Annotated in this window: 10 protein-coding genes; 5 read left to right on the plus strand and 5 right to left on the minus strand. The window is 66.7% G+C overall.

Features of this window, described 5'->3' with window-relative positions; translation table 11 throughout:
* Positions 1-17: 17 nt before the first annotated feature.
* The 4 genes from BDW16_RS08160 to BDW16_RS08180 form a co-directional block, all read right to left on the minus strand.
* Complete coding sequence (locus BDW16_RS08160) at positions 18-1,124, minus strand: YkvI family membrane protein (RefSeq protein ID WP_066579752.1); 1,107 nt, start codon at positions 1,122-1,124, stop codon at positions 18-20.
* Positions 1,121-3,424, minus strand: a complete 2,304-nt coding sequence (locus tag BDW16_RS21465; RefSeq protein ID WP_083954348.1) for a serine hydrolase — start codon at positions 3,422-3,424, stop codon at positions 1,121-1,123. Before BDW16_RS21465 ends, BDW16_RS08160 begins: the two co-directional genes overlap by 4 nt.
* Positions 3,424-4,389 (minus strand): class A beta-lactamase, encoded by a 966-nt coding sequence (gene bla, locus BDW16_RS08175; protein ID WP_066579753.1) that lies wholly within the window; start codon positions 4,387-4,389, stop codon positions 3,424-3,426. Before bla ends, BDW16_RS21465 begins: the two co-directional genes overlap by 1 nt.
* A gap of 122 nt (positions 4,390-4,511) precedes the next feature.
* Positions 4,512-7,361, minus strand: a complete 2,850-nt coding sequence (locus BDW16_RS08180; RefSeq protein ID WP_066579754.1) for a TonB-dependent receptor plug domain-containing protein — start codon at positions 7,359-7,361, stop codon at positions 4,512-4,514.
* A 229-nt stretch (positions 7,362-7,590) separates the two neighbouring features.
* On the opposite strand from BDW16_RS08180, the gene BDW16_RS08185 reads away from it, so the two are divergent.
* The 5 genes from BDW16_RS08185 (at position 7,591) to BDW16_RS08205 (ending at position 13,818) form a co-directional block, all read left to right on the plus strand.
* Entirely contained in the window at positions 7,591-8,259 is a 669-nt protein-coding gene (locus BDW16_RS08185) for a helix-turn-helix domain-containing protein (RefSeq protein WP_198585779.1), read from the plus strand.
* Between the two features lie 108 nt (positions 8,260-8,367).
* On the plus strand, positions 8,368-10,017 hold the full coding sequence (locus BDW16_RS08190) for an N-acyl-D-amino-acid deacylase family protein (RefSeq protein ID WP_066579757.1): 1,650 nt from the start codon (positions 8,368-8,370) through the stop codon (positions 10,015-10,017).
* A complete protein-coding gene (locus BDW16_RS08195) occupies positions 10,014-11,024 on the plus strand; it encodes a dipeptide epimerase (protein WP_066579759.1) in 1,011 nt (336 codons plus the stop codon). Before BDW16_RS08190 ends, BDW16_RS08195 begins: the two co-directional genes overlap by 4 nt.
* Positions 11,005-12,027 (plus strand): N-acetyltransferase DgcN family protein, encoded by a 1,023-nt coding sequence (locus BDW16_RS08200; protein ID WP_066579760.1) that lies wholly within the window; start codon positions 11,005-11,007, stop codon positions 12,025-12,027. The genes BDW16_RS08195 and BDW16_RS08200 overlap by 20 nt, the downstream gene beginning before the upstream one ends.
* A 33-nt stretch (positions 12,028-12,060) precedes the next feature.
* On the plus strand, positions 12,061-13,818 hold the full coding sequence (locus tag BDW16_RS08205; RefSeq protein WP_083954355.1) for an N-acyl-D-amino-acid deacylase family protein: 1,758 nt from the start codon (positions 12,061-12,063) through the stop codon (positions 13,816-13,818).
* An 18-nt stretch (positions 13,819-13,836) separates the two neighbouring features.
* Here the strand turns inward: BDW16_RS08205 and BDW16_RS08210 are convergent, their stop codons facing one another.
* Positions 13,837-15,348, minus strand: a complete 1,512-nt coding sequence (locus tag BDW16_RS08210) for a tryptophan halogenase family protein (RefSeq protein ID WP_066579844.1) — start codon at positions 15,346-15,348, stop codon at positions 13,837-13,839.
* Positions 15,349-15,367: the final 19 nt, after the last annotated feature.

The following is a 15,367-nucleotide window of genomic DNA, read 5'->3' on the forward strand; positions in this document are numbered from 1 at the left end:
GCGGCGGTGCCGAAACCTCAGGCCGGGACCGGCTCGCCCCGCCCCCGCAACAGCCGCGCGACGCCGATCGTCAGCAGCGGGAGCACGAACACGATCAGCGTCGCGATCGCCATCGCGCGATAGCCGTTGGCGATCAGCGCGACGAGGCCGATGGCGCTCGCGATGAACACCGATCCGATCGTCACCGCCGCGGGAACGGCGATGCGCACTGATTGCGGCATCGCCTTGCCGCGACGCTGATAGGCAGCATCGATCCGCGCATTGAATGCCTGGACGAAGCCGACGCTGCATTCGAGCAGCGCGAAGAACACCATGATCTGGAAGGCGAGGTGGAACAGCGGGCTGCCCAGCGCGTCGAGAACATAGTTGGACGGCAGCTCCTCGTTCACGATGCCCGGATAGAAGCCGACAAGGCAGACGAAGAAGGCGATCGCCGGGGCCATGGCCAGCGGCCCCGCGAGCAGGCCGGAGACGACCGCGTCGCGCCCGCTGCGCAGATGCCGCAGCACGGGCAGGATCAGCACCGCGCCGATGACGTTGTACGAGGCATAGGTGACCCCGCCCATGAACCAGCCCGTCGTCGGCACCGGCATCGCAAAGCCCGCGCGGATCTGCGGCGTGAACTGCCACAGCACCATCACCAGGAAGATCGCATAGACGCCATAGAGCAGGATCGAGACATATTTGAACACCGCCTCCGCCGCGCCCTGCCCCGCCGCGCACACCACCAGCACCGCACCGACCAGCGCAAGCGTTCCGACGATGTGCGGCAATCCGAACATCGCCGCGCCGATCGCCCCCGCCGCCGATCCGAACACCGACAGGACCAGGATCAGGAAGCCGAAATAGATGATCTCGAACGCGATATCGAAACGGCCGAGCAAGGGACGGAAGAAGCTCTGATAGTCCGTCGCCCCGACCGCATAGGCGAAGCGGAAGGTGATCGCGCAGATCACGCTCCACATCACCATCGCCAGCAGCATCCCCCACAGCCCGCCGACCGGACCCGTAGGCATGAAGAATTCGACCAGCTCGCGCCCGGTGGCGTAACCGCCCCCGATCACGACCGCCTTGAACGCGAATCCGGGGAGCAGGTAACGGTTGATCGTCGATACGGCACTCACTTCTCAAGCTCCTCGAAACTGCGATTGCCGATCGGGTATTGCTGCCACCCGTCCCGGTCGAAATGCCACCATTCCTGCGGGTATACGGTGAAGCCGTCGGCTTCCATCGCCCGGCGCAGCACTTCCCGCAGCCACCGCTGCTCGTCGCTGCCGCCGACATAGTTGGTATAGGACCGGCTCGACATTTCGTCGTAGCGGCCGGTGGTGATCATCGGCTTGCCCGTCGCAAGGTCGACCATGGTGAGGTCGACCGCCGCACCGCGATTGTGGCGCGAACCCTTGCTGGGATCGGCGACGAAGATGCGGCTGGCCGGCGGGGTCGCGTCCCAGAACATCTTGGTGACGTACCAGGGGCGATAGGCGTCATGGACCAGCAGGCCGAAGCCCTGCGGCGCAAGGCTCCGGTTGATCCGCGCCATCGCCTCCGCCGCCGGACGTTGAAGAAACGCACCCGGCCGCTCGTAGATCTGCTGGCCGAGAAAGTTGTTGGTCCCGGCATAACGGATGTCGAGCCGGATCGCCGGATCGAGCGACTGCACCGCGACCAGATCGGACTTCACCTTCGGCTCGGCCTCGACCGGCGGGGTCGCGCGGCGCGCGCCCTCGCGCACCGTGTCGATCCCTCCGGTCGCCATGACCTTGCGGATCGCCGCTTCACCCTCCGCGCCGAAGTCCCTGCGGGGAAAACGGATCGCGCCGAGCTTGGCGGCGGTGACCTTGCCCGCGGCATCGCGCTCGAAGGTCAGCGCCTCGAGCGGGTAGAGACCGTGATCCTTGGGGAAGGCATAGTGATCGGCGGCAATGCGCGTGAGCGGGAGCCAGTCGACCCATTCGACGCGGACATAGGGTTTGCCGTCGCGCTCATAGATGCGCAGCACGTTATAGTCCCAGCCATATTCGCCTATCAGCGCCGCAAGCTCGGCATTGGGCGGCGGCGGGCGGCGCCACTGCGCGCGGGTGAAGCGGCGCCCGTCGAGCTCGACCCAGCTCGCGTCGGGTGCGACCGCGACGCCGTCGCGCCACAGCTGCGCATCGTCGAGCACGTAGCGGTCGCCAATGCGGCGCAGTTCGCCCGCCAGCTCGGGCGCATCGAGCACCAGCCGCCCGTCGAACACGCGCAGATTGACGCTGTCGCCGCCATTCTCGAAGCGGCCGCTGAGGCGGATCGCTTCATCCCCGCTGATCGCATTGCTGCGCTGCCAGCCGGGCAGCGCCCTGCCCTCGCGCGCGGCGAGCCAGTTGCGCAGCGCGTGCGCGCCGATCCGCTGCGCGGCATTGCCGGCATCGACCGTCGCGAAGACGACAACGCCAATCCCCGCATCGGGCATCAACTGCAGGCTGGCGACATGGCCATAGACCGCACCGCCATGGCCGACGGTGCGCTGGCCATCGAGCGTGCCCAGCCCAAAGCCGAGCCCGAAGCTGCGCGTGCCGGTCTTGCCGTACTGCTCGCGCCACATCTCGGCGAGCGTCGCGGGCTTGAGCACCGCGCCACCGCCATTGAGCATCGCACGGGCGAAGGCGCCGAGATCGGCGGTGTCGGTGTAGAGGCTGCCCGCGGCGGGCGTGCCGAGTTCGAGCGGCGGCGCCGGCCAGCGTCCACCGTCGAAGCTGTTCATCTGGGAATATGCGACCGGTCCCTTGAGCGCACCGCGCTCGAACGCGCTCGCACCCATGCCCAGCGGGCGCAGCACCAGATCGGCCACCGCTTGCGCATAGGGCTTGCCCGAGACGCGGGCGACGACTTCGCCCACCACGGCGATGCCGGCGTTGGAATATTTGGTGATCGCGCCGGGTGCGGCGACCAGCCGGGTCGCATTGAGGCTGGCGACGGCGTCGGCCTGCCCCTTGGCATCGCTATCGAAATAGTGACCGCGCGGCGCTTCGCGGACCAGTCCTGATCGGTGCGTCATCAGCTGGCGTAGCGTAATCGCGCCACCGAACGGGTTTTGCGGACGGAAGTCGGGAAGGTAGCGTGTCACCGGCGCGTCGAGATCGAGCTTGCCCTGCTCGACCAGCCGCATCACCGCAATGTCGGTGAACAGCTTGCTGACCGATCCGGCGCGGTAGAGCGTCGCAGGGGTGGCGGGCACCTTGCCATCGGCATCGGCATGGCCCCAGGCGCGCGACCAGACGACACCGCTGCGGTCGACCAGCGCGACCGCGATCGACGGGATTTCCTTGTCCGCCAGCTCGGCCTGTGCCGCCGCCTCGACCGAACGCGTAACCGCCGCCAGCTCGGCAGGCTGAGCGGCGGCGGGCGCGGCGCAAACCACCGCCGCAACCAACAAGGCGCGCATTATTGCCCGCCCAGCAGATAATGGTCGTAGGCGGTTCGCGCGATTTCGGCGATCACCCGCTCCTGCGTATCCACGCCTTTGGTGTCGCTCTTCACGAACACTGCGATGGCGAACTTGCTGCCGTCGGGCATCGTGACGATGCCGACATCGTTGGCGATGCTCATCAGCGTGCCGGTCTTGTGCGCGACCACCGTATTTTGGGGCAGCAGGCCCTTCAAACGCTTCTCGCCCGTGATGCAGCGTTCCATGATATCGATCAGCACCTTGGTGCTCGACGCGCTCAGCGCCTTGCCCGACTGGATGACGGCGAGCAGCTGAACCATCGCCTCGGGCGTGGAGGCGTCGCGCGGATCGTTGTTGAAGGGGATATTGGGAAGACGCTTCTGATCCATGTCGCGCTTCGACGGATCGGCTGCGAAGGCGCGGTCGATATTCTCGCGGAACGTCCCCGGCCCGGGGGTGATGCCGAGTGCGCGGTAGATCAGCCGCGCGGTATCGGCATCGATGCGCTGACCGCTGGTGACGCCGACCTTGCGCAGCCAGGCGGTGACCGCGGCCGGCCCGCCCGCCTGAGTGACCATCACATCGGTTGCGGTATTGTCGCTGCGCGTCAGCATCAGCTCGAGCAGATTGTGCACCGAGAGCGCAACGCCGGGATGCTTCATCTGCTCGGCGATCCCGGCCGACTGGACCCACACCGCCGGATCGACGGTGACCATCGTGTCGAGCTTGAAATCTCCCTTGTCGATCCGCGCGAGAACGGCGCCCGCGACCGCGATCTTGAAGGTGCTGGCCATCGGGAAGGTCTGGCCGGCGTTGAGCGTGTAGACCGGTCCGCCGCCGATCCGCTGTACCGCCACCCCGACGGTGCCGTCGGTCTGTCTGGCGAGCAGGGCAAAGGCGGATTCGAGCTTCGCGGGTGCCGCCGGCGCCGGTGAGGCTTGGGCGCCGGCGGCGGGGATCAAAGGCGGTGCGGCGAGGCACAGTGCCGAAAGGGGGATTAGGAAACAGCCTCTCAGCAAACTCATACGCACACCCGGTCTCCCCGTTCGATGTTGTTCTTTGGTCTTGTTCGCTGATGTCCGGATCAGAAGCTGAACCGGATACCCGCCGTGAATTGCCGCCCGATCACGTCGTAGAGATGACGCGCTGTCGCCCAGTCATAGCCCAGAATCGGCGGATCGGTGTTGAGCAGGTTGAGGATCGAGCCATAGGCCGCGACCTTGCTCTTGCCGCCGGTCGGACGGAACAGCGTCACCTCGCCCGACAGGTCGAGATAGAAGCGGCCCTTGCCGTGCATCTTGTCGCTGATCGGCGTGCCGAACGGCTTGGTCACCGTCGTGTCGCGGGTGATGAGCCCCCCGCCGATCCAGCGCCCGGTCAGGTTCGCACGCCAGCCGTCGGTGCTGTAGCTCGCCGAGCTGGTCACGCGCAGATTGGGTGACCCGTTCACGCCGTCGACGAAGGTCTGAGACAGCGTGCCCGCGAGGATCGTCCGCGCGCCACCGTCGCCGACCAGCTCGAGCTTGTTGACGTAGTTGGCGAGCACGCGCAGGTCGAGGCTGCCCTTCCAGAAATCGGTGCGATACGACGCCTCGAAATCGATGCCCGCGGTCATGATCGACTGGAAATTAGCCGGCGCGAGCAGGATGCCGCTGATCTGGCCCGGCGTGCTGCCGCTCGCAGGGCCGCGGGTGACCAGCGCGCACGATCCGGCGTCGCCATTGTTGCAGCGATTGACGATCTGCTGGGCGGTCAGCGCCGCGATCGCGCCTTCGATCTTGATGTCGTAATAGTCGAGCGAGAAGCGAAGGTCGCGCGTCGGCGACACGACCATGCCCAGCGTCAGCGTGTCCGCCTTTTCGGGCTTCAGGAACGGGTTGCCGCCCTGGGTGGTCGAGACCGAATAGACCTCGTTCGCGCGCGCGCTGTCATTGATGTTGAAGATCAGCGTCTGTCCCGCAGCGAACAGTTCCTGGATGTTGGGCGCGCGGATGTCGCGCGAACGGGTGCCGCGGAAGCGCAGGAAATCGGTCATCGCATAGTTGATGCCGATTTTCCACGTCTCCACCTGGCCCGACGTCTTGTAGTCGGTGATCCGCCCGGCGACATTGAGGTCGAGATTCTTGGCATAGTCCTGGTCGGCCAGGATCGGGATCAGCAGCTCGCCGAACGCTTCCTTGACCTCTTCGGTCCCCGAGAAGGGCAAGGTGTTGCCGACGCGATAGACGGTCGCCCCGCCCGGGCGGCTCGCCGAGATCGGATCGGACAGGACGTCGACCTCGAACTTGCGCCAGTGGACGCCGCCCGCGAAGCTCACCGTGCCGGCGGGCAGCGAGAACAGGCTGCCGCGCACGACGAGGTCCGCGGCCTGCTGCTTCATCTGCCAGTCGCGGATCGAATCCCCGGTGATATAGTCGAGCGCGGCCTGCTGCGTTCCCGGCGCAACCACGCCGAACAGGTTGAGCGGCACGCAGCCATTGCCGGGATTGGTGATCGTCGAGCGGCAGATCGGATCCACCACGCCCGGCGTCGCGGGGTTGTCGACCGCATCGAGCGCGTTGCGCCAGTTGGCGGTGTGCCGCGCCCCGGCGAAATTGGTATAGTCGCGCGCCTTCCCGTAGGTGTAGGAGACGTCGTAGCTCCACGATCCGCCGAGCTTGCCGCGCAACCCCGCAACCGCCTGCCAGTTCCACGTCACCTTGTTGATATAGCCGCGCGCATAATCGTTGATCGCGCGACCCATCACGAAGCTGGTGATGTCCGGATTGGCATTCAGGATCGTGCGGATCGAGGCGGGCAGGAAGACGTTGTCGCGCTGGATCGTGATCTGGTCGTTGGCGGTGATCGACGGCGCGTTCTCGATGTCCGAACGCGCATAGCCGAAGCTCGCATAGAAGGTCGCGGCGGTATCGAATTCGAACTCGCTCGCGCCATAGGCGGCCCAGCGCTTGTAGGGCTGTTTGAGCACCGCGTCGCAGATGCCGCAGACGCCGTCGCCGCCCTGATGCGCGTTGGCGGTCTGGTTGGTGCCGTAGTTGAACGGACCGGTCTGGCCATTGCCGAGGAACTGGATGCCACGGAGCAAGGTCGTGCCGTTGGCGCCGGTCGCGCTGTTGATCAGGCCGCCATAGGAGGCGTTCGACGTGCGCGGCTGATTGACCAGGATGAAGGTCGGTGCGGTATTGGTCGGCGTGCTGGCGGGATTGGCGATGGTGGCGTAGTCGCCCCATTCGCGCTCGCCATAATCGAGGATGCCCTTGCTCTGCGCCATTTCGGCGCCGACGATGATGTGGCCGCGCCCGCCAGCGAACTTCGTGCCAGCCGCTGCCGAGGCGAGGTAGCTCTTGTTGTCACCATAGTTGCTGATGCCGTACTGCGCGTTGCCGCGCACGCCCTCGAGCTTGTGGTCGATCTTGAAATTGACCACGCCCGCGACGGCGTCCGAACCATAAGCGGCTGAGGCGCCGCCGGTGACGACTTCGGCGCCCGAAATCACCGCCTGCGGGATGTTGTTGACGTTGACTACGCCCTCGGGCGACGACGGCGTCGGCCGCTTGCCGTCGACCAGGGTGAGCGTTCGCAGATAGGTCAGGCCGCGCAGGTCGAGATAATTGCCCGACGACAGCTTGGAAAGGTTGGTCGAAGCCTCGGGCGTGACGCTGGGCTTCAGCGCGGGATACTGGTTGAGCGCGTCGGCAACGTTGGGCGCGGCGACGCGCTCGAAATCCTCGGTGCCGACGACCGTGACCGGGGTGGGCGTGTCGAAGCCGCTGCGCGCGATCTGCGATCCGGTGACGATGACCTCTTCGGGTTCTTCGGCGGCATCCTGCGCCCAGGCGAAGCTTGGCAGAACCATCGGCAACCCCAAGGCCGCACCCGCCAGAATCCGGCGCTTCCAGTTGCGCCGCACGCCCATCAATTCCGAAACGGCCATCGCGTGTCCCCTATTTCGATTCGTGAAAACCGTGCCCCCTGTGCGGCAACGGAGCCGCTCTTCCCGGCGACTCTCGAATTTCTCTGACGGCATTTGTTCTCTTATTGGAGAATGTCGTCAAGACAGAAAATGACATACCGATGACCGCCTCGCGAAACTTCCGTTCCCGATGCACCCCGGTCACCAGAACCGATTTCAAATCCGCAAATCTATGCTAGATGGCAGACAAATGACGCCGAGCCTTGGAACAATCGTGAAACGTCTGCGCCAAGAGCGCGGATGGAAATTGTCGGATATGAGCCGCGCCGTCGGCATTCCGCTCTCGACCTTGTCGAAGATCGAGAACGACAAGCTGACGCTGAGCTACGACAAGCTCCAGCAGTTCGCGCGCTCGCTCAACATCCCGCTGACCGCGTTGTTCGCCGAACCGGCGCCCAAGAAAGGCGCGCCCGTCGTCACCGGCCGGCGAAGCATCGCGACGCTCGACCGCGCGATCCACATCACCACCAACAACTACGAATACAGCTATTTCTCCAGCGAGCTGCGTAACCGCCGGATGATCCCGATCCATGCGCGTGTAACGTCCAAGACGCTGGAAGAGTTCGGCGAGCTGGTGCGGCACAGCGGCGAGGAATTCGCTTATGTGACCGAGGGCGCAGCCATTCTCCATACCGAGTTTTACGAGCCGGTGACGCTGCACGAGGGCGAGGGCGTCTATATCGACAGCACCATGGGCCACGCCTATCTGGTCGCGCCCGGATACGAAGAAGCGGCAATGCTGGTGGTGTGCGCATCGGGCGACGAGCATCTGCAGGACGAGTTGATCGCCGAAGCCGAAGCGCGGCAGGGCGAGGATGGCGCGGACACCGGCGCACCGCGCTGGTCGCGGCCGGGATAGCCCGAGCAGTTTTCGCAGAGTAGAATACTTTCCATAATGAAAATCACCCGCTAGGAATTCTCCTGGAGCGATTCGCCGTGGTGTGAATCGTGAACAGGGGAGTGGCGCATGAAGCTGCACATTTTCGCCGCAGCCGCCGCAGCCGCCATCGCGGTTGCACCGGTACAGGGGCAGGAACCGGCCCCCGAATACGACATCGTCATTCGCGGCGGCCGCGTGCTCGACGGCGCGGGCAATCCCTGGGTCTCCGCTGACGTCGCGATCAAGGACGGGCGCATCGCCAGGATCGGCAAGGTCTCCGGCAAGGGCAGGCAGGAGGTCGACGCGCGCGGCCGCTACGTCTCGCCCGGCTGGATCGACATGATGGACCAGTCGGGCCGCGTCCTGCGCACCAACGGCATCGCCGAGAACAAGCTGCGCACCGGCGTCACTACGCTGATAGCGGGCGAAGGCGGCACCCCCGTCCCCGCCGATCAGGTCGCTGCCTATTTCAAGGAGCTTGAGACCAAGGGGATCGCGGTCAATTTCGGCACCTATTATTCGCCGACCCAGGCTCGGCGCGAGGTGATGGGCGATGCTGCAGGCGCGCCAACGCCCGAGCAGATGCTTCAGATCAAGGCCAGGGTGCGCACCGCGATGAATGCGGGCACGCTCGGCCTCGCTACCGCGCTCATCTACCCCCCGGGCAGCTTCCAGAGCACCGACGAACTGGTCGAGATCGTCAGGACCGCGGCGCCGTGCAACGCGATCTACGCGACGCATATGCGCGACGAGAGCGAAGGGCTGCTCGACGGCGTCAAGGAAGCGATCGCGATCGGCGAGCGCGCCGGGGTAAAGGTCGAGATCTTTCACCTCAAGGCCGCCTGGGCGCCCAAATTCGGCCAGCTGATGCCGCAGGCGGTGAAGCTGATCGCCGATGCGCGCGCCCGCGGCGTCGATGTTGCGGCGGACATGTATCTCTATCCGTTTGCGGGCACGGGGCTTGAGATCATCGCGCCCAACTGGGTGTACGAGAAGGGCTTTGCCGAGGCGGTGAAGCTGCTCAACGATCCGGCGCAGCGCGCGAAGATGAAGCGCGACATCGCCGCAGGGCCGCAGCCGGGCTGGACCAACATGGTCGTCTCCGCCGGGGGCTGGGACAAGATCGTGCTCGGCAATGCGCACAATCCGCGCTGGGACAAATACCGGTTCCAGTCGCTCGCCGCGATCGCCAGGGCCGAGAAAGCCGACCCCGCCGACATCGCCTGGGACATCATGCTCGCCGCGCTCCCCAAGCGCGCGGTCGCGCTCTACTTCATGATGGACGAACGCGACATCGAGACCGCGCTCAAGCAGCCCTGGGTCTCGATCGGCAGCGATGCCGGCGCGGCGGAGGTGTTCGGCCAGATCGACGGGCTCGGCCTTCCCCATCCGCGCGCTTATGGCAACGCCGCGCGCACCATCGCCGAATATGTCAAGCGCCGCCCGGTGCTGACGCTCGAGGATGCGGTGCGCAAGATGACGTCATGGCCCGCGCATCGCATGGGCCTGACCGATCGCGGCGTGCTGCGCGAGGGGCTGCGGGCCGACGTGACGATCTTCGACTATGACAAGCTGGATGACCGTGCGGCGTTCAACCAGCCCACCGTCTCGCCAGTCGGGATCGACGATGTGATCGTCAACGGCCAGCTCGTGCTGGCCGGTGGCAAGGTAACCGGCGCCCGACCGGGTTCCGTTCTGAAGGGCGCTTGCGCGGCGCCGGGAGCACAACTCAAGTGACCAGATTGAAACTGACGACGAGGCTGGAAGAATGGCCGACGCACAGCCCGTTCCGCATCACCGGCAAGGTGTGGACGAGTGTGCCACTGCTGATCGTCGAAGTGTCCGACGGCGAGCACACCGGGCGCGGTGAGGGTGCCGGCGTCTATTATCGCGACGATACCCCGGCGAAGATGATCCGCACGGTCGAGACCGTGCGCGAGGCGATCGAGGCTGGGATCACCCGCGCCGAGCTCCAGCAGTTGCTCCCGCCCGGCGGCGCACGCAATGCGGTCGATTGCGCCCTGTGGGAGCTCGAGGCCCGGCAGAAGGAAACGACGGTGATGGCGCTGGCGGGGATCGCCGATCCGCGCCCGCTGGTGACCGTGTGCACCGTCGGTGCCGACACGCCCGAGGCAATGGCGCAACAGGCGCTGGCCTATGGCGGGGTGCCAGCGCTGAAGCTCAAGCTGACCGAAGATCCGTCCAACGCCGACCGGGTGCGCGCCGTGCGCGCGGCCTGCCCCAAGGCGTGGATCGGCGTGGACGCCAATCAGGGGCTAAACCGCGCGACCACCGAAAAGCTGCTGCCGGTGCTGCTCGAGGCGAACGTGGCCTTGCTCGAACAGCCAGTGGTGGCGGGGCAGGACGCCTCGCTCGACGGCCTCAAGTCGCGCATCCCGCTCGCTGCGGACGAAAGCGCGCAGAGCCTTGCCGACCTGCCGTCACTGATCGGGCGCTATCAGGTGGTGAATATCAAGCTCGACAAATGCGGCGGACTGACCGAGGCGCTGGAGATCGCCCGGCAGGCGTCGGTGCTCGGCCTAAAGGTGATGGTCGGCAACATGCTCGGCACCTCCTGGTCGATGGCCCCGGCCTATGTCGTCGGCCAGCATTGCGACGTCGTCGATCTTGACGGCCCGCTGCTGCTCGGCCGCGACCGCGACGTCGCCGCGACCTATCGCGATGGCCGTATCGAGATTTCACCCCTCGTCTGGGGAGGCACTGATGCCGCTGCCTTCGCTTGAACTGCCTGCCCCCTATCTGCTGTTCCTCGGCGACCTGGCCGAGCCGGGCTACGCAAAGACCGGGCTCGGCCTTGCCGAATGGGCAAGCGACCGCTGCGTCGGCGAGCTGGATTTCGCCGGTACCGTCGTGACCACCGGGCTGCCGCGGATGAGCGCGCCGGAGGCCGTGGCCGCGGGCGCGCGATCAGTGGTGATCGGGGTCGCCAATCCCGGCGGTGTGATCGCCGACAGCTGGGTCGCGCCGCTGGTCGAGGCGATGGCCGCGGGACTCGATCTGGTGAGCGGCATGCACGGCCGCCTCGCCGATCATCCCGCGATCGCGGCGGCGGCAGCGCAACATGGCGTGAAACTGCATGACGTCCGCGTGCCACCCGCGGGGATTCCCGTCGGCACCGGCGACAAGCGCAGCGGCAGGCGGCTGCTCACGGTCGGCACCGATTGCGCGCTTGGCAAGAAGTACACGGCCCTCGCCCTTGCCCGCGCCTTCGCCGCGCGCGGGGTGCCGAGCGATTTCCGCGCAACCGGCCAGACCGGCATTCTGATCGCGGGCGGCGGCATCCCGATCGACGCGGTCGTCTCCGACTTCGTCTCGGGCGCGGCCGAACTGCTCAGCCCCGCGGCTTCGGCGGATCACTGGGATGTCATCGAGGGTCAGGGTTCGCTCTTCCACCCCAGCTATGCCGCGGTGACGCTGGGCCTCATCCACGGCAGCCAGCCCGATGTGATCGTGCTGTGCCATATGCCGGGGCGTACGACGATCCTGGGGCGGCCGGGCTACCCGCTTCCCGCGCTCGACGTGGCGATCGACGCCTATCTCGGCGCGGCGCGGCTGACCAATCCGGCGGTGCGCTGCGCCGGGATCAGCCTCAATACGGCGGCGCTGGACGATCGGGCAGCAGCCGACGAGATTGCGCGCGTGGCGGATCGCTACGGCCTGCCCGCCGCCGATCCGATCCGGGGCGGGGCTGCATTCGACACTTTGGCGGAGGCATGCCTGCGCTGACGGGACACACTGACGGAACAGGGAGTGATGGTGATGCGGAAAGCGTTCGGACTGGCATGTATCGCACTGGCCGTGCTGGCCGGCATTCCGGTCACCGCCACTCCCGTGCCGGCGCCGGCGGCAAATGCACCCCGCCAGTCGGCGCCGGCTTATGATATCGTGCTGCGCGGCGGCACCATCTATGACGGCAGCGGCAAGCCGGGGGTGAAGGGCGATGTCGCGATCCGCGGCGAGCGGATCGTCTATGTCGGCCCCAGGGCACCGGGCAAGGCGAAGACGGTGATCGACGCCACCGGCATGGCAGTCGCGCCGGGCTTCATCAACATGCTGAGCTGGGGCATCGAATCGCTGATCGCCGACGGCCGCGGCCTCAGCGAACTCAAGCAGGGCGTGACGCTTCAGGTGTTCGGCGAGGGCGAGAGCATGGGTCCGCTCAACCCGGCGATGAAGGCGGACATGGTCCGCCGCCAGAGCGACCTGCGCTACAATGTCGAATGGACCAGCCTTGGCGAGTATCTCGACTGGCTGGCGAAGCGTGGCGTGTCGCAGAACGTCGCCTCCTATGTGGGCGCCGCCACGGTGCGCATCCATGTGCTCGGCGAGGGCGATGTCGATCCCGATGCGACGCAGCTTGCACGCATGCGCGCGCTGGTCGCGGCCGAGATGCGGCAAGGCGCGCTCGGCGTCGGCTCCTCGCTGATCTACGCCCCGGCGAGCTATGCCGAGACGCCCGAGCTGATCGCGCTGGTCGACGAGGCCGCGCGCTGCGACGGCGGCTATATCAGCCATATGCGCTCCGAGGGCGACCGGCTGCTGGAGGCGATCGACGAGCTGATCGGAATCGCCCGCGCGACCGGCGCGCGCGCGGAAATCTATCACTTCAAGCAGGCGGGCCGCGACAACTGGCACAAGATCGATGCAGCAATCGCACGGGTCGAGGCGGCGCGGCGCGCGGGATTGAGGATAACCGCCGACATGTACCCCTATGACATTGCCGGCACGGGACTGGATGCGGCGATGCCGACCTGGGTCCAGTCGGGCGGGTTGGAGGCCTGGATCGAACAACTGCGCAAGCCGGAGGTCCGCGCGCGCGTGATCGCCGAGATGAAGGCGCCGGGCGTCGGCTGGGAGAATATGTACCGCGCCGCGGGCGGCGCCAGCGGGATGATCGCGGTCGGCTTCAAGAACGAGAAACTGAAGCCGCTCTCAGGCAAGACCATCGCCGAGATCGCGGCAATGCGCGGCACCAGCCCTGAGGATACGATCATCGACCTGGTGATCGAGGACGGCAGCCGCGTCGGCACGCTCTATCGCTTGATGAACGAGAACAATGTCGCGCGTGCGACCTCCCTGCCGTGGATGAGCTTCGGGTCGGACGCCGGGGCGCAGGCACCCGAGGGTGCGTTCCTCAAGTCGCGGCCGCATCCGCGCGCCTATGGCAGCTTCGCCCGCGTGCTCGGCAAGTACAGCCGCGACGAGAAGCGGCTGTCACTGGCCGAGGCCGTTCGCCGGATGAGCGCGCTGCCCGCCGCCAACCTCGCGCTGCGCGAACGCGGCTCGCTCAAGCCCGGCTACTATGCTGATGTGGTCGTGTTCGATCCCAGGACGATCGCCGATCGCGCGACGGTCGAGAACCCCTGGGCGCTCGCCACCGGGATGCGCGACGTCTTCGTCAACGGCACCGCCGCACTGCGCGGGGGCGAGGCGACCAAGGCGCGGCCGGGTCAGGTCGTCCGCGGCCCCGGCTGGACCGGCTGGCCCGGCGGCGGGGCGTGCAAGCCCGGCAACTAGGGCGTCGGCGCTTCGGCCCTAGCGCCGCAACGCCGCCGCAAACTGCGCCGCCGGGACGCCGAGCTTCACCGTGTCGTCGATCGCCGTGCGCATCCGCCCGAAGGTCGCGAGCAGTTCGGCGCCGTCGAACTGGTCCGCACGGACATTGTAGCGGCGCGGCTCGATCCCGAACCCCGCATACATGCTGAGCCAGCTCGGGTCCTGGAACGTCTCCCACTCGTAACGCACCAGCTCGCCCTGCGCCCGCCAGGCATCGATCTTGCCCTGCAGATGCCCGGGCAGTTCCATCGTCCGCATCCGGTCCCACAGCGGTTCCCCCTCGCGGCGATTGAGGCAATAGTGGACCAGCAGGAAATCGCGGATCCGCTCGAACTCGAGCTGCGACTGGCGGTCGAACAATGCTGCCAGCGCCGGGTCGAACCTGCGATCGGGGAACAGCCGCACCAGCCGTTCGAGCCCCGACTGGATCAGCGTGATGCTGGTCGATTCGAGCGGTTCGAGGAATCCGCCCGCCAGCCCGATCGCGACGACATTGCCTTTCCAGAAGCTGGCGCGATGTCCCGGGGTGAAGCGGATACGCCGCGCCTCGCCCAGCGCCGGGCCCTCGATATTGGCGCGCAGCACCGCCTCGGCCTCATCGTCGCTGATATAGTCGGAACAATAGACATAGCCGTTGCCGATCCGGTGCCGCAGCGGGATATGCCATTGCCAGCCCGCAGCGCGTGCGGTCGATGTGGTCACCGGGCGATAGGCTCCGGACGGCTCGCAGCCGAGCGCGATCGCGCGATCGCAAGGCAACCAGTTCCGCCAGTCGACGAACGGCACCCCCATCGCCTCGCCGATCAGCAGACCGCGAAAGCCCGAACAATCGATCCACAGATCCGCCGCCACGCTGCGCCCGTCTGCGAGCCGCACCGCGCGCACCTGCCCGTCCTCCGGCGCCTGCTCGACACCGTCGATCCGAGCATCGATGTGCGTGACGCCCAGCGACAGTGAAAGATCGCGCAGCAGCGTGGCGAACATCGACGCATCGAAATGCAGCGCGAAATCGAACACGCCAAGCTCGCTGCCCGGCTGCTCGGGCGGGGGCAGGAACCGCCCCTGTTCGGCCAGCTGGGTACAGAGGCAATAATCCTCCAGCGACAGGTCGTGTCCCGCAGCGCGCAGCTTCAGCCAATATTGGTGGAAGGGCACGCCGCGCGCAGAGACGCCGTAAAGGCCGAAGGGGTGATAGAAGCGATGCCCCGGCTCGGCCCAGTCGGCGAAATGGATGCCGTATTTGATCGTCCCTTCGGTCGCCGCGAGCACGTCCGCATCGGCAAGCCCGACCACGGCAAGGAAGTCGCGGATCGCGGGCACCGTCGCCTCGCCGACACCGACCGTCCCGATCTCCGAACTGTCGATCAGCGTGATGGCGATGTTCGTATGCGCGAGGGTGCGGGCCAGATAGCTCGCCGCCATCCATCCGGCGGTTCCGCCGCCGACGATCGCGATCGTGCGGATCGCATCCTCTCCATGTTCTTCTGTCATAGCGTCATTCATCCGCGGC

Origin of the sequence: Sphingomonas koreensis, assembly GCF_002797435.1 — a bacterium.
Classification (GTDB): Bacteria; Pseudomonadota; Alphaproteobacteria; order Sphingomonadales; family Sphingomonadaceae; genus Sphingomonas; species Sphingomonas koreensis.